The organism is Methylobacterium sp. J-070, assembly GCF_022829385.1.
Lineage (GTDB): Bacteria > Pseudomonadota > Alphaproteobacteria > Rhizobiales > Beijerinckiaceae > Methylobacterium.
In genome coordinates this window covers 14545-34835 of the sequence record NZ_JAKSXX010000015.1, presented here as the reverse complement: position 1 = coordinate 34835, position 20291 = coordinate 14545, and the positions used below count along the sequence as shown (strand labels likewise).

Annotated in this window: 14 protein-coding genes, 1 pseudogene and 1 riboswitch; of the genes and pseudogenes, 6 read left to right on the top strand and 9 right to left on the bottom strand. The window is 70.9% G+C overall.

The window, feature by feature from the left end; translation table 11 throughout:
• The 4 genes and pseudogenes from MKL01_RS00455 to MKL01_RS00440 form a co-directional block, all read right to left on the bottom strand.
• Window positions 1–413, bottom strand: a pseudogene (locus tag MKL01_RS00455) (RluA family pseudouridine synthase); the annotation flags it as partial.
• A 548-nt stretch (window positions 414–961) separates the two neighbouring features.
• Window positions 962–1189, bottom strand: a complete 228-nt coding sequence (locus tag MKL01_RS00450) for a HigA family addiction module antitoxin (protein ID WP_243903274.1) — start codon at window positions 1187–1189, stop codon at window positions 962–964.
• Window positions 1190–1537: 348 nt separating this feature from the next.
• Window positions 1538–2566 carry a substrate-binding domain-containing protein gene (locus MKL01_RS00445; protein WP_243903273.1) on the bottom strand — a complete coding sequence of 343 codons (1029 nt, stop codon included), beginning with the start codon at window positions 2564–2566 and terminating at the stop codon, window positions 1538–1540.
• A gap of 76 nt (window positions 2567–2642) precedes the next feature.
• Window positions 2643–4298 carry a methyl-accepting chemotaxis protein gene (locus tag MKL01_RS00440; RefSeq protein ID WP_279604318.1) on the bottom strand — a complete coding sequence of 552 codons (1656 nt, stop codon included), beginning with the start codon at window positions 4296–4298 and terminating at the stop codon, window positions 2643–2645.
• 587 nt (window positions 4299–4885) lie between these two features.
• Window positions 4886–5083, top strand: a riboswitch (cobalamin riboswitch).
• Between the two features lie 279 nt (window positions 5084–5362).
• Between MKL01_RS00440 and MKL01_RS00435 the strand changes: the two genes are divergently transcribed.
• Both MKL01_RS00435 and MKL01_RS00430 read left to right on the top strand, forming a co-directional pair.
• Complete coding sequence (locus MKL01_RS00435; protein ID WP_243903272.1) at window positions 5363–7558, top strand: TonB-dependent receptor; 2196 nt, start codon at window positions 5363–5365, stop codon at window positions 7556–7558.
• Window positions 7555–9006 (top strand): PepSY domain-containing protein, encoded by a 1452-nt coding sequence (locus MKL01_RS00430; RefSeq protein ID WP_409566184.1) that lies wholly within the window; start codon window positions 7555–7557, stop codon window positions 9004–9006. Before MKL01_RS00435 ends, MKL01_RS00430 begins: the two co-directional genes overlap by 4 nt.
• 53 nt (window positions 9007–9059) lie before the next feature.
• Here MKL01_RS00430 and MKL01_RS00425 read toward each other — a convergent pair whose 3' ends face one another.
• The 4 genes from MKL01_RS00425 to MKL01_RS00410 all read right to left on the bottom strand — a co-directional run bounded on the left by MKL01_RS00425 (window position 9060) and on the right by MKL01_RS00410 (window position 14111).
• A complete protein-coding gene (locus tag MKL01_RS00425; RefSeq protein ID WP_243903270.1) occupies window positions 9060–11204 on the bottom strand; it encodes a TonB-dependent receptor in 2145 nt (714 codons plus the stop codon).
• Between the two features lie 422 nt (window positions 11205–11626).
• Window positions 11627–12148 (bottom strand): MarR family winged helix-turn-helix transcriptional regulator, encoded by a 522-nt coding sequence (locus MKL01_RS00420; RefSeq protein ID WP_243903277.1) that lies wholly within the window; start codon window positions 12146–12148, stop codon window positions 11627–11629.
• A gap of 174 nt (window positions 12149–12322) precedes the next feature.
• Window positions 12323–12712: a response regulator gene (locus MKL01_RS00415; protein WP_243903269.1), complete on the bottom strand. Its 390-nt coding sequence runs from the start codon at window positions 12710–12712 to the stop codon at window positions 12323–12325.
• Window positions 12713–12845: 133 nt separating this feature from the next.
• Window positions 12846–14111 carry an adenosylmethionine--8-amino-7-oxononanoate transaminase gene (locus MKL01_RS00410; protein ID WP_243903276.1) on the bottom strand — a complete coding sequence of 422 codons (1266 nt, stop codon included), beginning with the start codon at window positions 14109–14111 and terminating at the stop codon, window positions 12846–12848.
• 127 nt (window positions 14112–14238) lie between these two features.
• Between MKL01_RS00410 and MKL01_RS00405 the strand changes: the two genes are divergently transcribed.
• The 3 genes from MKL01_RS00405 to MKL01_RS00395 all read left to right on the top strand — a co-directional run bounded on the left by MKL01_RS00405 (window position 14239) and on the right by MKL01_RS00395 (window position 16875).
• Window positions 14239–15363 (top strand): aminotransferase class I/II-fold pyridoxal phosphate-dependent enzyme, encoded by a 1125-nt coding sequence (locus tag MKL01_RS00405; RefSeq protein ID WP_243903268.1) that lies wholly within the window; start codon window positions 14239–14241, stop codon window positions 15361–15363.
• Window positions 15364–15494: 131 nt separating this feature from the next.
• Window positions 15495–16004, top strand: coding sequence for an OsmC family protein (locus tag MKL01_RS00400; protein WP_243903267.1), 510 nt, complete (start codon window positions 15495–15497; stop codon window positions 16002–16004).
• A gap of 13 nt (window positions 16005–16017) precedes the next feature.
• Window positions 16018–16875 (top strand): class I SAM-dependent methyltransferase, encoded by an 858-nt coding sequence (locus MKL01_RS00395; protein WP_243903266.1) that lies wholly within the window; start codon window positions 16018–16020, stop codon window positions 16873–16875.
• A 23-nt stretch (window positions 16876–16898) separates the two neighbouring features.
• Here the strand turns inward: MKL01_RS00395 and MKL01_RS00390 are convergent, their stop codons facing one another.
• Complete coding sequence (locus MKL01_RS00390; protein ID WP_243903265.1) at window positions 16899–18497, bottom strand: gamma-glutamyltransferase family protein; 1599 nt, start codon at window positions 18495–18497, stop codon at window positions 16899–16901.
• A gap of 228 nt (window positions 18498–18725) precedes the next feature.
• Here MKL01_RS00390 and MKL01_RS00385 point away from each other — a divergent pair, with 228 nt between their 5' ends.
• A complete protein-coding gene (locus MKL01_RS00385; protein WP_243903264.1) occupies window positions 18726–20261 on the top strand; it encodes a cation:proton antiporter in 1536 nt (511 codons plus the stop codon).
• Window positions 20262–20291: the final 30 nt, after the last annotated feature.

The following is a 20291-nucleotide window of genomic DNA, read 5'->3' as shown; positions in this document are numbered from 1 at the left end:
GACTGCACCCCGGCGGCGCGGGGCGCGGGGGCGGCGGCGCGCTGCTGGCGCCGGGTCGGGCCGGGGACGGGGGCCGGAACCGCAGGGCCCGGTCGCGAAGCGGCCGGTCTGGGCCCGGGCGGGGGCGAGGCCTTCCGCGCGGGCGCGGCGGCACGGCCGGGCGGCCCGCCCGGCGCGGGGCGAGGCTTGCGGGTCGCAGCGGGCGAGGCTGTGCCCTGCGCGCTCTTGGGAGCGCCCTGCACGGTCCAGGGATCGCGCGTGCCGGCATCCTCGCCGCGGTTCCGGGCCGCGCGCTCGGCCGCATCGCGGGCGCTGGTGCGGGGGCCGGTGCGGGCGCGCCCGTCTGCCTGGAACTTGCCGGGCGGGGGCCTGCGTCCCTTCGGGCCGCCGCGTGGGGGTGGTCGTGTCGCCATGATTCCGCCAGAACCCGTCTCCGCTTCGGACGGAGCGTCCGGGCGCATCGGCCGCGGGATCGCGGTGTGCCGTCACGATGGGGTCGCCCGCGTGTAGCATCGCGGGCGCGCAGCGGCAAAGGCACGGGGGTCCGATGCCGGCGCATTCTCCGACCAGCCCCGAATCGGCCTTCGCCGCAAGGGCACCCGGCAGGTCACGCCACGCACGTCGCCGGGGCGCCAAGGGCGGCGCCCCTCCGTCCGGACAGGGGCCCCGATCCGATCGAAGCCAGTGGTGGGGACGGCGCCTCCCCGGCCACGTTGAGTCCCGGGGACGGTCCCTGGCGAGCGCCTTACCGTCAGCCCCGCGTCACGCGGAGCTTCGGATGCCGGAAGCCCGTCCGAGGCGACGGGGCTCAAGCGGCGGCGTGCCGGTGCCTGACGATCGTCAGGGGTTCGGCATCGGCCGGCCGCGTCTGTGACGCGTCGGCATGGGTTCGCGCCATACCGGCCAGGTCGCTCCGGATGTTCGGAAACCGCTTCCGTGCGCGGGCGATGTCCAATTGGGTTTACATCTCCATCAGCATGTCCATCTCGACTCCGAACACCGCCTCGATCCGCAGGGCCAGTTCGGCGGTCAGATCGGATTTCTCGTTGAGGAAGTCGGACAGCGACTGACGCGTCACATCGAGAAGGCTGGCTGCATCCATGACGGTCAGATCCCGTGGCTCGATGACGTTCCTACGAACATATCCGCCGGGGTGGACGGGATTTTCCAGTCTATAGCTCATGCTCATCACCATCGTCCGATCAGAAGCTGCGAATTCGCCGCATGGACGGGACGAAGCGCAAGTCTTTGCCCGGCCAAACTGATATCCCGTCTCCGAGGCAGCGTTGTCTTGCAGTACGTGCCAGCAAGAGATCGGTTCCAACAATCCTCATATTTCGTTTATGTCTATATTTTTGCAAATATCATAGAAAGAAATCACTGTTGAATAGTGTGAGGCACCCGAATTTATGCGTCAGCTACACTCTAGCAGTCAGAATTTGGAACATGTCGAAGTCCCCCCGGGTGGGTCGTGGTCGCACGCCAGCCCGGGGCAGGTGGCCGAGGTCGGCGGTCCCGGCGATCCCGGCTCGGTCGTCTACCGCGCGACCGGCGGACCGTCTGCGCGCGGCGGTTCGGGCGCGCAGGGACCGCAAGCCAAGGTCTTGAGATAGCGGGGCAGTGTCCGGTCGGTGACGAGGTCGAAGGGGATCCAATCGTATTGCTGGACCGGTTCGCGTCGGATCAGCTTGACGGCATCGTCGACGGCGCGCCCGCCCTCCAGGTTGGCATCCTGGAAGACGGTCACATGGATCCGTCTGCGATGCATCGCCTCCAGGCCTTCGCGCGTCCCGTCCACGCCGCCGACGACGATCTGGTCCGGAAGGATCTTGGCCGCCTCCAGGGCATCCGCGGCGCCGAGCGCCATCTCGTCGTTGTTGGCGGCGATCGCGTCGATCTTCTGGCCGCCGGCCAGCCACTTCGCCACGAGGGCCGCCGCCCGCGTCCGGTCCCAATCCGCAGCGTCCTCCGCGACGACCGTGATGCCGGGAAAGCCCGCCAAAACCTCCTTGACGCCCTGCGTCCGCAGGGCCGAGGCGGAGTGAGACGCCGGCCCCCGGATGATCGCGATCCGCCCCTGGCCGTTCATCATCTGCGCCAGCATGGTCATCTGGAGGCGGCCGGCGACGAGGTCGTTCGGAAGGGCGAGCGCCACCCGCCCGGCAAACCAGTCCTCGCGCGGCCCGTTGTTCACGTAGACCAGCGGGATGTCGGCCTCCTGCGCGAGCCGGGTGATCTCCTTGGTTGCGGCAGCTTCCACCGGCAGGACGATCAGCGCATCGACCCTGTCGCGGATGAACGCCTTGATCTGCTCGACCTGCTTCGCACCGTCGCCGGTTTCGGCATGTGCGAAGCGCACGGATTGGCCCGGATGGGCCTTCGCGCGCTCCTGGATGCCGTCCCGGAGAAACTGGAAGAACGCCACGGGCGGCACCATCGACACGCCGATCGTACCGGCGGAGGCGGGGGCTGTCCCCGAGCCCCACGCGACGCCGAGGGTCAGCGCGAGCGCCAAGCGCGCGAGACGGCGGGGCGGGGCGGCTGGAATTCGGGGTTTCGCGGCCATGGGCTCGGGCCTCTCCGGCTGATCCGTGGGGTGAATGCGGCCGTCGTCGACGGCCTCGGCATGGTCGGAGGAGGTCTCAAGCGGCCCGGATGGTGCGGAGAAACTGTGCCACCTCGGTGCCGAGGTGCTCCGCTTGACCGGACAGCGCGTTGGCCGCGTCCAGCACCTGGCCGGCGGCGGATCCGCCCTCCTGGGCCCGGCTCGCGACGCCGTTGATCGTCGCCGTCACCTCGCCGGTCCCGGTCGCCGCCTGGGCGATGTTGTGCGCGATCTCCTGTGTGGCGGCGTTCTGTTCCTCGACCGCAGCCGCGATCGAGGCCGCCGCCGCGCTCATGTCGCGGATCTGGGTGGTGATGCCCCCGATGGCCGTGACGACATCGGAGGTGGATCCCTGGATCGTCGCGACGTGGCGCGCGATGTCGTCCGTGGCCGCGGCGGTTTGGGCGGCGAGAGCCTTGACCTCGGACGCCACCACGGCAAAGCCGCGTCCGGCGTCGCCGGCCCGGGCGGCCTCGATCGTGGCGTTCAGGGCGAGCAGGTTGGTCTGTCTGGCGAGCGCAGAGATGATGCCGACGATGTCGCCGATCTGGGACGCCGCGCCGCTCAGCGCCTGCACCAGGGCGGCCGTCTGCGCGGCCTCCCCGGCGACGCCATTGGCCATCGCGGACGAGACCTCGGCCTGACGACCGACCTCGCGGACCGACGTCTCCAAATCCCCCGCCGCCTGGGCGACCATCTTGACGTTGGCCGCGGCCTCCTCGGCGACGCTCGCCACGGCGGTGGATTGCACCGCCGTCTCGCTGGCGATGCCCGTCATGGACTGCGCCGTCCCGCGCAGCTGCGTCGAGGCCGTGGCGAGCGTATTCACGATCCCGCCCACGGCCGTCTCGAAGCGGCCGGCCAATGCGACCATCTCCTGGCGGCTCCGTTCCTCGGCCTGCACGCGCGCCTCGGCCGCCTCTTGCTCCAGGGTTTTCGACCGTCGCATGTTGTCCTGGAAGATCCGCAGGGCCCCGGCCATGGCGCCGATCTCGTCCCGGCGGCCGCCCCCGGGGACCGTCACATCAGCGTCGCGCTCCGCGAGACGCCGCATCACCTTGGTCATCGTCATGATCGGCGTGGCGACCCTGCGGATGATGAAGCCGCTGACGACGGCGGTCAGGATCGCCACGACGCCCAAGGCAATTGCCACTGACAGCGTCGCGGTTCGACCGACTGCGTCGGTCGCCGCCGTCTCCTCGGCGACCCGCGCCTGGCGATAGGCGAGGACCGCGCGCACCGCCTTCCGAAACGCATCCGCGTCCGCGCTGAAGGCCCCGAAGATGACGGTGTCGGCCAGCGCATGCTCACCGGCCCGGTCGAGAGCCGACACCTCACTCTCCAGCGCGAGGAAATGCTGCCACGCGTCCCGGAGCCGATGCGCGAGGGCCTGCTCCTCCGGGCCCGACACGGTCGGCGCATAGCGGCTCCAGGCGGCCGAGAACACGTCCTGGGCCTTCTCGAGTTGAGCCGCGTAGGACCGGGACTCGTCGTTCCCCCGGGCCGCGTGGGCCAGAACATCCAGGGCGCGGAGTTCCTGGCTGACCTCGTTCATGAGTCCCAGATTTGCCACGGCATCGATCTCGCCGACCACCGACTGCGCAGCCCGGTTGATTGACCCGACACGGGTCATCGCAAATATTCCGATCAGCATCGATAGTAAAAATAGGGCAACAAAGGATCCGGAGATCATCTTTCTCAGGCTGAAAAATGACATTTCGCCCGAGATAGGCGTTTCCCGCGACATCGACCATCCTACCGATAAGCTGTGCTCATTCTCGCGCCAACTTATAGGCCGATTTTGGTCTGCTACAACGCGTAAAACGTCATTTGTCTGGCATGCATCTAGGTCAATGACATAAGACAGTTCTATGCGGAAGTATAAATATGAAATACATTCAGACAGATATTTTGTCTGATGTGTGCAATGTGTGCTGAAATTCGAGAGTGACGCCTACAAATTATATTATGCGATCGGGACAAATTCTATGCACGGTGCCGACGCGAGCGGCAATCCTGACACCGCCCCACCGGTTTCCCAGCCATGCGTTCACGGACCCAGATTGCGGTCATCGCAGTCGGAGTTTTCCGGGCTCCGGTGACACGCGCAACGCACCACCCGATCATCTCGCAGCACCGGGGCGCGAACCCGAAATCCACAGCCGCCATCGATGCCACGTCGCGCACGCATTGTCGGTATTGAGCCTGGCGCAGGGTTGTCGATTGGAGTTCGTAGCCCCGGCAGAGGCTTCTCGACCCTTGACGCGCCCGGCGTGTCCAGCCAAGCTTTCGTCCGACGGTTCCCCTCGGGGATCAAAAGGGAACGCGGTGAGGGGCCTGCCCTGAAGCCGCGGCTGCCCCCGCAACTGTAAGCGGCGAGCCCTTCACCACCATGTCACTGGATCGCGAGATCCGGGAAGACGGTGCGAGGGCGGCGACCCGTGAGCCAGGAGACCTGCCGTCAGCCGTGGTCACACGCGAAACGCGCCGGGCGGGGTGTCCTGGCGGGTGTCGAGACGGCCGTGCGCGAGCGCGGTCGGCAAGGCCTCGTTCGCGGTGACGTGCCACAGCAAGCGCGCCCGCAACACCGTTGTCGATCCTCGTCCAGACCGATCCGATGCTCCGCGCCGTCCTCCAGGGACGCCGCCGCGCCCCGCCGCGCGCGGGACCATCCTCAGGATCCAATGTTGGTGATGTTATTACATTACCTCTAAGACGGGCCGGCCGGCATGCGCCGCGTATGGACCTCCGCCAACCATGTCACGATCGAACCTCCATGCCGGCTCCCGCGGCCGGCCCGCCCCGCTCTGCGGCGTACTCCTTGCGCTCATCGCCGGCCCCGCAGCCGCCGCGGGCGCGCAAGAGACCGTCACCCTCGACCAACTCTCGGTCGAAGGGGAGGGCGGCGACCCGAACCGCGCCGTCCCGAACAGCCTCAACCTGCGCACCCGCGACCGGACCGCGAGCAGACTCGGCCTGACGCCGCTGGAGACGCCGGCGAGCCTCGACATCGTGTCGGGCGAGACGGCGCGGCTGCGCGGCCAGGACACGATCGCCGAGACCGTCACCCAGGACGCCACCGGCATCACCACAATCGCGGCGCCCGGCAACGGCAACGGCGCCTTCTCCTCCCGGGGCTTCGCGGGGCCGAACTCCATCCAGCAGCTCTACGACGGCACGCGCTTCTACGTCGGCGCCAACACGGTGACCTTCCCCTTCGATACCTGGAACGTCGAGCGGATCGAGGTCCTGCGCGGGCCATCCTCGGTGCTCTATGGCGACGGCGCCATCGGCGGCGTCATCAACGTGGTGCCGAAGAAACCGGTCTTCGTGCCGATCAACGCGGCCCGCGCGGTGGTGGGCACGGACGGCACGGCGCGGCTCGCCCTCGATTCCGGCGGCGCGCTGGGCCAAGCAGAGTTCGGCGACACCTTCGCGTACCGCGTCAACGTCAGCGGCAACCGCGCCGACGGCTGGATCCGCCCGGAGGGCGATTTCCGTAACCTCGCGGTTTCGGCGGCCCTGCTGTTCCAGCCGAGCCCGGACCTCGCGTTCACCCTGAGCCACGATCTCGGCTATCAGGAGCCCGCCCGCTATTGGGGCACGCCGCTGGTCGAGGGGCGAATCCCGGACCTGATCCGGTTCAACAACTACAACGTCCGCGACGCGAAGATCACCTGGGCCGACAACTGGACCCAGCTCAAGACCGAGTGGTCGCCCTCGGCCGACATCACGGTGCGCAACACCGCTTACCGGCTGACCAGCCGCCGCCACTGGCTCGACGTCGAGCAGTATTCCTACAACCGCGGTACCGGGCTCGTGGACCGGGGCGACTACCTGGAGATCTATCATAGCCAGGAGCAGGTCGGGGACCGGCTCGACGCGACACTCCGCGGTGACCTTTTCGGTCTGCCCAACCAGTTCGTGGCCGGATTCGACGTAAATCACATCGATTTCCGGCACACCAACAACTTCTATTTCGACCAGACCACCAGCGTGCCGCTGACCGGCTACGATCCCGGCTTCTTCCCGCAGAACGGCCGGGCGCGACCGGCCTACGCCACGCAGACGAGTCAGGCCTCGGTCTTCGCCGAGGACCGGGTGCTCCTCTCGGACCGGCTCTCGTTCCTCACGGGCGTGCGCCTCGACGTGCCGACGCTGCACCGGGAGGATCTGCAGACCGGGTCGCAGTTCGAGAAGACCTACCACGCCCTCGGGTACCGGTTCGGCGTCGTCTACAACCCGACGCCGGACAGCGCCCTCTACGCCCAGTACAGCGTCGCCACCGACCCGGTGAACAGCCTGATCACCCTGAACCAGTCGCTTGCCGGCTTCAGGCTCGCCACCGGCGACCAAGTCGAGATCGGCGCCAAGGGGCTCGCCTTCGACGGTGCCCTGGAATGGACGGTCGCGGGCTACCGGATCGTCAAGGACAACCTGATCTCGGCGGTGCCGGGCCAGCCGACGCTGTCCACGCAGGTGGGGAGCCAGTCCTCGCAGGGGTTGGAGCTGGCCCTGGGCTGGCGCTTCGCCCCGGCCTGGCGGCTCGACGGCAACCTCGCGCTCCTGCACGCGCAATACGACCGGTTCGACCAGAGCGTGAACGGCGCCACCGTGTCGTATGCCGGCAACCAGCCGGTCGACGTGCCCGAGCGCCTGGCCAATCTCTGGCTGACCTGGGATGCCGCGCGCGACTGGACCGCCCGGGTCGGGCTCCAGAACGTGGGGCGGGTCTACAGCGACTTCGGCAATACGGCGCGGCGGCCGGCCTACAACCTCGTCAACGCCGTCCTCGACCATCAGGTCACCGCGGAGTCGCGCCTGTCGCTGCGGGTCTACAACCTGTTCGACCGGGTCTACGCGATCAGCGGCAACGCGGTGAACGCGGTCGGGACCAACTGGCTGCTCGGACGCCCACGCTCGGTCGAGGTCGCCTACACGGTGACGTGGTGAGGCTGCCGCGCCGGCCCGGCAAGGCCGGCCGCCGGTGGCTGCTGCTGTTCCACCGCTGGGCCGGCATCGCCACGGGGCTGCTCTTCGCCCTGTGGATCGGCTCCGGGCTGGTGATGCTCTACGTGCCGTTCCCGACCCTGACCCAAGATGAGCGCCTGGACCGCCTCGCCCCGATCGCCTGGGACGAGGTCGCGGTCGCCCCGGACGATGCCCTGGCGGCGGCCGGCCTCCCGGGCGTGCCGGCCGCCTTCGGGCTGGAGATGCGGGGCGGGGAGCCGGTCTACCGGGTCGCCGATCGCGACGGCACACGCGCGACGGTCTCGGCGCGGACCGGGGAACGGCTCGGTCCGGTGACGCCGGCGCAGGCACTTCGTCTTGCGGGCGAGGGACGCCCGACCGCGCGGGTTGAGCGCGTCGAGCGCGACCAATGGACGGTCACGGCCCGGTACGACCCGCACCGCCCCCTCCTGAAGGTCGCCCTCGGCGACGGCGCGGGGACCGAGCTCTACCTGTCGGCACCCACCGGCGAGATCGTCCTCGACACCACGCGGTTCGAACGCACCTGGAACTGGGTCGGCTCGGTGGCGCACTGGATCTACCTCACGCCGCTGCGGGCCCGGGCCGAGCTATGGCGGACGGTGCTGCTGTGGCTGTCGGGATTCGCCGCTCTCGGGGCGCTGAGCGGCCTCGCGATCGGGATCTGGCGTCTGCGCCTCCGGCGGCGCTACCGGGGAGGCGCCGTGACGCCCTATCGCGGGCTCGCCCGCTGGCACCACCTGCTCGGCCTCGCGGGTGGGATCGGCCTCGGCGCGTTCATCCTTAGCGGCTGGATCTCGATGAATCCGAACCGCTGGTTCTCGTCATCCTCCGCGCCCGCCAACATCCGCGCCGCCTATGCCGGCGAGCCGGCCGCCCTCGGCCTCGCGGCGGGAGCCCTCAGCGGCTTCGCCGAACCCGGGACCCGGACGCTGCGCTTCACGGCCGTCGGCGGGTCCTGGTGGATCGTCGCCGACGCGGGGACCGTGGCACGCAGCGCGGATGGCAGGCTGCCCCTCTTGGCCGAGACGATCGCATCGGCGGCCGGACAAGCCCTGCCCGGACGCGCCTTGCAGGAGGTGGAGCGCCTGACCGCCTACGACCTGTACTGGTACCCGCACGGGACCGATCCGCGGCCGCTGCCGGTGCTGCGGCTGCGCTTCGCGGACCGGGACTCGACGTGGCTCCACGTCGATCCCCGGGACGGCACGATCCTCCAGCGCCTGGATCGGTCGGGCCGGATCAGCCGATGGCTGTTCGACGCCCCGCACCGGCTCGACCTGCCGGGGCTGAGCGGCAACCGCCCGCTCCACGACGCGGCCCAGTGGCTCCTGAACCTGCCGGCGGCGGCGATCGCGCTCACCGGCCTCGTGGCCGGCTGGCGGCGGCTGCGCCGGACCCTGTCCGCTTGAAAATCCGCGGACGGCTCCCGGTTGCCGATGCAGGGGCGTCGCGGCGCGTCGTCTCAGAAGCGCGCCGTCAGGAACAGCCGGACGGTCCGCCCCGGCAGCAGAATCTCGTCCTTCTTGAACGAGGTCGAATTCCGGATGTCGTCGTTCAGGAGGTTCCGGCCCTGCACCCCGAGGGTGATCGCGCTCGCCCCGTAGACCGCAGGATCGACCGCCTTGGTGTAGCTCAGCTCGGCCCGCAGGTCGTCGTAGCCGGGTGTCGGCGTCTCGAACGAAGCGGTCGCGGCGTGGCTGAAGGCGTGCAGCAGGTTCACCCGCGCGAACCAGCCATCGGCCCGCAGGTAGACGCCGCCGCCGAGCCGGTAGGGCGGGATCCGCGGCACGTTGGTGCCGTCGTCGAACTGGGCGCGGACGAAGTCGAACTGCCCCTCGATGCCGGCGAAGCCGCTGCCCACCGGCACGAGGTCGTACTGGCCGATGATCTCGGCGCCGTAGAAGGTCGCGTTCTGCTGCTGGTAGACGATCTGCCGGTTGTCGGTGCCGGTTCCGCAGGAGGCGAAATCGTCGTCGCAGGTGAGCCCCGTGTAGTTGCGGTAGATGAATCCCGTGTAGCGCGTGTAGTAGCCGGTGGCGTCGAGGCGCAGCGGACCCTCCGCCCGGCGGATGCTGGCCTCCACCGTGCGGGCGCGCTCCTTCTTGAGGTCCGGGTTGCCGATCTCGAAGGTCGCGGTGGCATCGTGCGGCCCCTGCGAGAACAGCTCGTATCCGGTGGGCCCGCGCTCGACATAGGAGCCGGTCAGGCTCGCCACGAAGCCGTAGGGCAGATCCTGCAGGGCGCCGATGCTGGCGCTCTTCGGGGCGAAGCGGCGGGTCCGCGCGTACTGGACCGGCTCCTGATCCTCAACGGGCAGATAGCCGACCGGGAACTGTGCGGCCGTGCTCGACAGCCGGTCGACCTCGTAGCGCCCGGCCGCCTGAAGCCGCGTGCCCGGGCGCAGCTCCAGCTCCTCGAACAGGTAGACCGCGTTGGCCCGGGACTCGGTCTTGGGCAGGAACGATTCGAGCTGCGTGTTGATCACGCGCCGGTCCGACTGGAAGCCGAGGGCGCCGGTGAGCGTGCCGAAGGCCGTGGAGACCGGGACGTGCTGGAGTTCCAGGCGCCCCTCCGCCTCGCGGTTCTTGAAGATCGCCTGGACGCCCTCGACCCCGTCCGCGCCGATCCCGATCTCGTTATGGCGGTAGACCGAGTAGCCCGCCCAGTAGCGGATCACTTCGAACGGGCCGTCCAGAGGACGGTACTCGCCCCGGGACAGGACCCGGTCCTGGTTCGGGGTCAACCGCGTGCGGTCCTGCTCGGCCACCCCGCCGGGGATCGCGTAGATCGCGTCGTAGTGGCTGAACGAGATCCCGATGAAGCCGCGGTCGCCGATCGCCGAGATGCCGACCGCGCCGCCCTGCGACTCGGTGTAGGAATTGCGCTGGATGCCGCCGGGGATCGCGTAGCTGTCGTTGCCGGTCTTGAACCCGTCGGCGTGGACCGCGACGCCGTCGCCGCCGGCATCCACCGTGGCGGCCCCCAGGCGGCCGTTGTCGACGCTGGAAAAGCCGGTGGTCACCTGTCCCTGCACGCCGTTGGCCGGGATGAAGGTCGGCACCCGGTTGTTGTCGGCCGAGACGACGCCGCCGATGGCGCCGGAGCCGTAGCGCAGGGTCGCGGGACCGCGGATCACCTCGATCCGGTCGGCGACCAGCGGGTTCACCGGCACGGCGTGATCCTCGCCGAGGTCCGACACGCCGCCGTTGACGATGCCGTTCTCCTGGATGCGCACCCGGGCGTTGTCGAGGCCGCGGATGATCGGCCGGGAGGCCGCGCCCGGCGCGTAGGTCGTGCCCGAGATGCCCGGCCGGTCGAACAGGGCGTCGCCCAGCGTCCGGGGCTGGTCGCGGGCGATCTGCTCCTGGGTGATCACGGTCACCGGCGCGAACGTGTTGGTCGCCACCGGCAGGATGCCGGTCGTGACGGACGGATCCGCGGCCGGTGCGGGTCGCGGCGCCTGGATCGGGCTCGGGCTGGTGACGCTGATCTCGTCCAGCGCGATGGCCTGCTGCGCCAGCGCCGGGGACGTCACGAGGAGGCCGGTCGTGACAGCCGAAGGCAGGATCATGCTGCCGAGACAGCCGAAGCGGCGCGTGTGGGACATCGGGGCTCGCATGTTGTTATATTGTTTCACTGCCGCGGCGAGCCTAGTCCGCGCAAGACGCGTCGCGCCGTGCGAACCTGACAAAGAAGAAACGTTACATCATTACAACAGCAGGGAAGCGGCGCGGTGGGAACGCCGTTGCGGCCTCGTCCACGCGGGGTCGACGCGGCGCGATTGCCAGACGGCTCGGATCAGTCCGCGATCCCAAAACGGGAGGACGCAACGCTGCTCGAGGCGAACGTCGCGTCAACCAGTTTGCTGGCCCTTTGGCGACGCCGAATCAGGGGTTGGATCCGGCACTTGTGATCATCCGCCTCCGAGCGGCAGATGCGCATGCGGATCGCCGCGTCAGATCCCAGCCTGACGACGATGCAGGGCGAGCGGTTTCCACACCGTGCGTTCGGCGGCCCGAACGCCGCCGGTCAGGTCGCCAGACCCTCGGCCTCGTCCTCGGCCTCGATCTCGGCATCGGTATCCTGGCCGGACGCACCGGCCGCATCGGCGAGCCCGCGGGCGGCCTTCCGGAGCAGCTTCCGCAGGCGACGACGATCGGTCTTGTCGAGCCGGTCGAGCAGTTCGGCCTCGACCTCCTCCTGGATCCGTTCGATCGCCGCGGCCTTCGCGAGGCCGGCCTCGGTGAGCTGGACCCGGACCACGCGCCCGTCGCCCGATTCGGCCCGGCGCTCGACGATGCCGAGTGCCGCGAGCCGCGTCACGGTCTTGGATGCCGTGGGCGGACGGACCCGCAGAAGGGTGGCGAGATCGCCCATCGTCATCGTGCCGACCGCCGCCAGCGCTTGCACGACCTGCTCCTGCCCGGCGAAGAAGCCGAGCTTCGCCAAGCGGTCGCCGGTGCGGGCGCGATGCAGCCGTGCGGCCTGAACCAGCGCCCATCCGACGCTCCGGACCCCCGGCGGCCGCAGCTTCTTCGGCGACAGCTCCAGGGCGGGCGTGTCAACGTCGCGACGATCGTTCTTCGGAGTTTCGCTCACCGGAGCGCCCGCCTGTGTGCCGGCGGCCGCCGGTTGATCCTGAACCTGCACCGCTCGTCCCCCGTCGCCGGCCGCCCGAGACCCTGTGCCGCCGGCCGGTGACGCTGCGATGACGGCGCCGAAGGCTCAGCAGTGCATCAGACGCTGAAGCCGATCCAGGATATCTTCGCCCGTGCAGGGCCGGGCGATGAAGTCGGCATGCTCGGGCATGCGGGCCGGATCGGGCGCCGCCCGGCCGGAGACGATCAGGATCGGCAGCCGCGGGCGCGCCTCGGCCACCGAACTGGCGAGATCGAAACCGTCCGTCTTGCCGGAGAGCTGCACGTCGGTGACGAGCCCGCAGATATCCGGACGCGCCTGCAGGATGCTGAGCGCCCGCTCGGCGGAGGCGCATTGGACCGTGTCGTAGCCGCCTTCCTCCAGAACGTCCCCGAGGTCCATGATCGTCAGCGCCTCGTCCTCAACCAGGAGGATGACCGGCCGATCGCCGTCCGAACCCGTCTGCTCACTCGCCACTGGTGACTCCCTCAGGCAGCGTCCGGCCGCGAGGGCCGCCGCACGCGTCTTCAGCCGTAGGCCCAACGACACAAACGGTCCCGGGTTGCAGCCCGGTCGGGCGAGAGCGGCCGCCTTGGGAAACAAACCATCCTCACCCGGTCGGCGCGGAGCCTTCCCTCACCACCGCCACCACGGCGTTGATCAGCCGGTCTAGGTCCGCCTCGGCGATGGTGAGCGCCGGCGTGAGGTAGACGATGTCGCCGAACGGGCGCACCCACACCCCCTGGTTGAACAATTGCGCCTTCAGGGCGGCGAGGTCGGGCGCACGGGCGAACTGCACCGCGCCGATGGCACCCAGGATCCGGACATCCGCCACGCCGGGCACGCGCTGCAGGCATTCCAGCCCTTCGGCGAGGCGGAGCCCGATGGCGCGGGCCTGGCTGAGGCGCGGCTCGGCCTCGAACAGGTCGAGGCTTGCATTGGCCGCCGCGCAGGCGAGGGGATTGGCCATGAAGGTCGGGCCGTGCATCAGCGCGGCGGCCGGGTCCTCGGACCAGAACGACGCGAACACCTCCGTGCGGGCGACGGTCGCGGCGAGCGCCATGGTGCCGCCGGTGAGCGCCTTCGACAGGCAGAGGATATCGGGCACGATCCCGGCCTGCTCGCAGGCGAAGAGACTGCCGGTACGCCCGAACCCGGTGAAGATCTCGTCGGCGATCAGCGGCAGGCCGTGGCGGCGGGCGAGGCGCGCCACCGTGGCGAGTACCTCGGGCGGGTGCATGCGCATGCCGCCCGCCCCCTGGACCAGCGGCTCGACGATCACGGCCGCCAGGGTTTCGCGATGGGCCGCGAGCGTGGCGTCGAGCGCCTCGGCGTCGGCGCGGCCCCGCGGCAGATCGCAGAAGATCTGGGTCGGGAGATAGGCGCCGAACCGCCGGTGCATGCCCTCCTCGGGGTCGCAGACCGACATCGCTCCCATCGTGTCGCCGTGATAGCCGCCGCGGAAGCTGAGCACCTTCGTGCGGCCGCTCACCCCGCGGTTGAGCCACATCTGGGCGGCCATCTTCAGCGCGACCTCGACCGCGACCGAGCCCGAATCGCACAGGAACACGTGGTCGAGATCGCCCGGGAGCAGCGCGGCGAGGCGCGCCGCGAGGCGCTCGGCCGGGGCGTGCGTGAGGCCGCCGAACATCACGTGGGGCATGCGGGCGAGCTGGTCGGCCACGGCGCCGGCTATGTGCGGATGGTTGTAACCGTGCACCGCCGTCCACCACGAGGCGATGCCGTCCACCAGTTCACGCCCGTCGGCGAGGACGATGCGCGTGCCGTGCGTCGCCACCGCCTCAAGGGGCGGGGGCGCGAGGCCCATCTGCGTGTAGGGCCGCCAGAGATGGGCGCGGGAGGGGTCGGGCCGCATCGCGGGGGCATGCCCGTCCGGGGCGGTGTGGGTCAAGCGGGCGCCGCGATCCGGGATTGCGGGCGGTGGCGCGGCACGTCGCCGTCCCACTTGACATCCCCGCGAGGCCCGGCCCCAAACCCGCCGCATGGACAGCCTCGACGCCTTCGCCCGCGGGAAACTCGACGCCCTGGAAGCCGGCAGCCTGCGGCGGCGGCTGGTCCCGACCGAGCGCGGCATCGGCGCGGCGGCCGCCCGGCGGGGCAGGGCGCTCGTCTCGTTCTCCTGCAACGACTATCTCGGCCTGTCACACCATCCGCGGGTGATCGCGGCCGCACAGGAGGCCGCGGCGAAGCACGGCGCGGGCGCCGGCGGATCCCGGCTGGTCACCGGCGACCACCCGTATCTCGGGGCGCTGGAGACGCGGCTGGCGCGGCACAAGGGCCTAGACGCTGCCCTCGTCTTCGGCAGCGGCTACCTCGCCAATCTCGGCATCACCCCGGCGCTGGCCGGGCGCGGCGATCTCGTCCTGCTGGACGCGCTGTCCCACGCCTGCATGTGGGCCGGCGCGCGGCTGTCGGGCGCGCGGGTGGTGACGTTCCGCCACAACGATCCCGGCGACCTCGCGGACCGGCTCGCGGAGCACCGGGCCGATCATGAGTGCGCCCTCGTGCTGACCGAGCGGGTGTTCAGCATGGACGGCGACCGGGCTCCGCTCGCCGACATCCTGGGGGTCGCGGAGGCGTTCGACGCCTGGACGCTGGTGGACGACGCCCACGGCATCGGCGTGGTCGAGGACGGACCGCGGGCGCCGCTGGAGATGGGCACCCTGTCGAAGGCGCTCGGCTCCTATGGCGGCTATCTCTGCGCGTCGCGCCCCGTGGTCGACCTGATGACGAGCCGCGCCCGCAGCTTCGTCTACACGACCGGGCTTCCGCCGGCCTCGGCCGCCGCCGCCCTGCAGGCGCTGGCGATCCTGGAGGCGGAGCCCGCGCGGCGCGCCCGGCCCCTCGCCCTCGCGCGGCGCTTCACCGCGCGCCTTGGCCTGCCCGAGGCCGAGAGCGCCGTGGTGCCGGTGCTGGTGGGCGAGGCGCAGGCGGCGCTCGACATCTCGGAGGCGCTGGAGGAGGCCGGCTTCCTGGTCGTGGCGATCCGTCCGCCGACCGTCCCGGCCGGGACCGCGCGGCTGCGGGTGGCCTTCTCGGCGGCCCACGAGGAAGCGCAGGTCGACGCCCTCGCTGCGGCGGTGGCGGCGCTGACCGGGCGCGCCTGAGGGCCGCTTTCCGTCCGCCCCCCGCGCACCTATACGAAATCCCGACGGAGCCGGCCGCTCCGGCCTGCCGCTCAGAGGCGGGCGAGACCCATAAGAGAGCCGGGCAAGACCGGCACCGAGAGGACGACGCCATGGACGCCAGCGCGCTGCGAGCCCTTCAGGCTCCCATCAAGGACAAGTACCGCACGGCTCCCGATGCCGCAGTCATCACCCTGAAAGCCAAGGGCACGCTCGACGACACCAAGATTGCCTGCAAGGTCGAGACCGGCCGCGCCATCGCGGAGGCCGGGCTCCATCCGGCGACCGGCGGCTCCGGCGCGGAGCTGTGCTCGGGCGACATGCTGCTGGAGGCGCTGGTCGCCTGCGCGGGTGTCACCCTGAAGGCGGTGGCGACCGCCCTGGAGATCCCGTTGCGCTCCGGGACGGTCAGCGCCGAGGGCGACCTCGATTTCCGCGGCACCCTCGGGGTCGACAAGGAGGCGCCGGTGGGCTTCCGCAGCATCCGCCTGTTCTTCGAACTCGACACCGACGCCCCCGAGGACAAGCTCGCGCAGCTCCTGAAACTCACCGAGCGCTACTGCGTGGTGTTCCAGACCCTGAACCACAAGCCCGCGCTGTCGGTCGCCACGACGACGGTCTGAGGGAGAACCGGACATGGCGGGCGGCCTCACCCAGACCGAGTATTGGAACGGCGAGGTCGGCACGCGCTGGGCCCGCAACCAGGCGGTCCTCGACGCGATGTTCGTCCCGCTGACGGAGGCGCTGTTCGCGCGGATGCCCCTCCGCGACGGCGCGTCCGTCCTCGACATCGGCTGCGGCGCGGGGGCCACGACCCTGGAGGTCGCGCGCCGGGTCGGACCCGGCGGCAGCGTCACCGGCGCCGACATCTCGGCGCCGCTCCTTGCCGTGGCGCGGGGCCGGGCCGACGCGGAGGCGCCCGGCGCTGCCCCGATCCGGTTCGTCGAAGCCGATGTCGAGACCGCCGATCTCGGGCCTTTCGACCAGATCCTGTCGCGCTTCGGCGTGATGTTCTTCCCGGATTCCGCCCGCGCCCTCGCTAACGTGCGCCGGATGCTCAAGCCGGAGGGCCGGCTGACCTTCCTGTGCTGGCGGGCGCTGCCCGAGAATCTGTGGGTCAGCGCGGTCCGCGCGGCGGTGCTGCCGCTCCTGCCGGAGGCCCCGAAACCGCCGGACCCGGACACCCCAGGCCCGTTCCGCTTCGCCGACGCGGACGGCTTGGTCGCCCTCCTGCGCGGCGCCGGATTCGCGCGTGTCGCCTGCGACGCGGTCGACCGGGATATCGTCCTCGGCCGGGGCGAGACCGACGCGGCGGCCATCGCGGCGGCCACCCGGGTCTCCCTGGAACTCGGGCCGAACTCGCACCTCGTCCGCGAGGCCGCCCCGGACCTCCGGGCCCGGGCCGAGGCGGCGGCGGCGGAGGTCCTGCGCCGGCACGCGGACGGCGGCGTGGTGCGCCTGCGCGCCGCCTGCTGGCTCGTTCAGGCGGGTTGAGCGGCGGATCCGGATCGCCGCTGTCAGAGCCCCCAGGCGCCGCCGTCCGAGCGCGGATCGTGCGTGGCCTCGATCCGCCCGTCCCGCGGCTGGCGGACCAGCATGCCGGCATGGCCGAGGGAATCGATGTAGGGTCCGCCGAGCGCCTCGATCTCGTGACCGAGGCGACCGAGCGCCGCGATGCAGGCCGGATCGAACCGGTCTTCCACCTTCACGCTGAGCGAGGGTGCGCCCCAGGTCCGGCCGTAGAGCAGGCGCGGCGCGTCGACGGCGTCGGCCACCGACATCCCGTAATCCGCGTAGCGCGTGAAGATCTGGGCCTGGAATTGCGGCTGCCCGTCGCCGCCCATGCTGCCGTAGCTCATCACCCGGCCATCGTCGAAGGCGGCGAGCGCCGGGATCAGGGTGTGGAACGGGCGCCGGCCCGGCTCCAGCGGATTGACGGCGTTCGGATCGAGCGCGAACGACATGCCCCGGTTCTGCCAGCAGATCCCGGTGGCCGGCAGGACCGTGCCGGAGCCGTACTCCCAATAGACCGACTGGATGTAGGAGACGGCCAACCCGTCCTTGTCGATCGCCCCCATCCAGACCGTATCGCCGTGGCCCGGATCGGGGAGGGGCACCGTGGCGGCCCGGCGCATGTCGACGCGCGCCGCCTCGCGGGCGAGGCGTTCGGGCGTCAGGAAGGCCGCGGGGTCGTGACGCAGGCGGGCGAAATCCGTCACCACTCGGTCGCGGATCGCGAAGGCCCGCTTCGTCGCCTCGATCAGCCCGTGATAGTGAGCCGTGCTCTCCGGCTCGGCGATGCCCAGCCGGTCGAAGATGCCGAGGATCAGAAGGGCCGCGAGCCCCTGGGTCGGGGGCGGAAAATTGTAGAGCGTCGCGTCCCTGCGCCGGATCGACAGCGGGGCCCGCTCGACCGCCGAGAAGGCCTTCAGGTCCGCCCGGGTGATCGGCGCACCGAGGCGCTCCAGGTCGGCGGCGATCTCGCGGCCGACATCGCCGCGGTAGAAATCGTCGAGGCCGGCATGGGCGAGCTGTTCCAGGGTGGCGGCGAGGTGCGGCAGGGACCGCGTCTCGCCGGCCGGATAGGGCTTGCCGTCCTTCAGGAAGGTCCCGGCGAAATTCGGGGCCTCGTGCAGCGTGTCGAGTTCCTGGGGCACGTAGCGCGCCTCCGACGGCGAGACCGGGACGCCGTTCCGCGCCTGCGTGATCGCGTCCGCCATCAGGGTCTCCAGGGGCAGGCGGCCTCCGAGAGCGCGTGACAGTTCCAGGGCGAGGGCCCAGCCGCCCACCGCGCCCGCCACCGTGACCATGGCGTCGGGCCCCCGGGACGGGATCGCGTCGTACTCCTTCTCCCGGTAGCGCTGGATCGTGGCGAGGCGCCCGGCCGGGCCGCAGGCCTCGATGCCGCGAACCCGGCCGCCGCGCTCGCGCACCAGCCAGAAGCCGTCCCCACCGATCCCATTCATATGCGGATAGACCACCGCGATGGAGGCTGCCATCGCCACCATCGCCTCGATGGCGTTGCCGCCCTGGGCCAGCACCGTCTGGCCGGCCTGGGCGGCGAGGGCGTGGGGCGCGGCGACGGCCGCGGAGGTGAAGACGGGAGTCTCGGGCATCGGCGATCCTGTGGTGTCGTGGCCGCAGGGTTAGGCGAGCGCGCGGATCCTGCAAAGACCCGGCATCAGCGGGCCTTCGCCCTCATCGGCTGCCGGCATTCCGTCACGCAGACGCATCGGTGCCCCCACCCGCGACGGAGGCTCGACCCCTCGGCGACCGGCCGGCTCTGGGCCGTCCTGCGACCGCGGGATCGGGAACGGTCCCAGCGCCCGACCTCTTTCAGCACCATGTTGATCTTCGAATGGGTCGTCGGCGTCCTGTTCGGCGCCGTCCTGCTGGCCGGCTTGGCGCGCCGGCTCGGCGCACCCTACCCGGCCTTCCTCGCGCTGGGCGGCGTCGGCCTCGCCTTCGTTCCCGGCGTACCGAACCTGCGCCTCGATCCGGAGCTGGCACTCGCCCTGTTCCTGGCTCCGGTCCTGCTCGATGCCGGGTTCGACGCCTCGGTCCGGGACATGAAAGCGGACTGGCGCGCCGTGCTGGGGCTCGCGGTCGGGGCCGTGGCGGTCACGACGCTCGCCGTCGCGGTCGTGGCGAAGCTCATCGTGCCGGACATGCCGCTGGCAGCCTGCATCGTCCTGGGCGCGGTTGTCGCTCCGCCCGACGCGGTGGCGGCGCTGGCGGTGCTCAAACACGCACCGATGCCGCACCGCCTCGCCACCATCCTGCGCGGGGAGAGCCTTCTCAACGACGCGGCCTCGCTGCTGATCTATCGCCTCGCCGTCGCCGCCGCGATGGCGGGCAGCTTCCATCCGGCCGAGGTTGCGCCGGCCTTCCTGATCGGCGTGGTGGCAAGCCTGGCGGCCGGCCCCTGCCTCGGCCTGCTCTTCGTCCGGCTCGCGCGGGGGATCACCGACCCGGCGAGCGCGATCGTGATCCAGTTCGTCGTGGCCTTCGGGATCTGGCTGGCCGCCGAGCGCCTGGAGATGTCGGGCGTCCTCACGATCGTCAGCTACGCGGTGACGGTTGCGCGCCGCGCGCCCGGCATCACCGCACCCCGGACCCGGGTGATCTCGTACGCGGTGTGGGACACGGCGGTGTTCGTGCTGAACGTCCTGGCCTTCGTGCTAATCGGCATCCAGATCGACCCGATCCGCGACCGGCTGACCGGCGCCGACGCGTGGCAGGCCCTCGTCCTCGCCGGCGCGACCTTCGCCACCGTGGTGCTGACCCGGCTCGCGTGGGTGCTGCCGACCACCGGGATGCGCGGGCTCGGCCTGCGGCAGGCGGGGGCCCGGGCCCGACTCGGGCCGGGTCTCGCCCTGTCCTGGGCGGGGATGCGCGGGATCGTCACCGTGGCGGCGGCCCTGGCGCTGCCCGCCGCGTTCCCCCACCGGGATCTCGTGGTGTTCACCGCCTTCTTCACCGTGCTCGGCACCCTGATCGTCCAGGGCCTGACCCTGCGCCCGCTGCTGGCCTACCTGAAGCTGGAGGACGACGATCCGGTGGGACGCGAGACCGGCCGCGCCCGGGCCGCCGCCTACGAGGCCGCCCTGAACAGCCTGGCGGAGGTGGCGGACGAACCGGCGACCGTGGCGTTGCGCGCCGAGTTCGAGGCGGCGCTCGCCGAGGCCGAGGAACACGAGGAGGGTCGGGCGCCGGAGAGCCTGCCGGCCGACGCCGTCCGCCGCCGGGCCATCGAGGCCGCGCGCGACGCGGTCCTGTCCCTGCGGCGGCGCGGACGGATCGGCGACGATGCGTATTACCTGTTGGAGGAGGAGTTCGACTGGGCCGAACTCAGCGCCACGCCGAAGGCCGAGACCTGAGCGCCACCGGCCAAGCTTCGGGACGAGGCC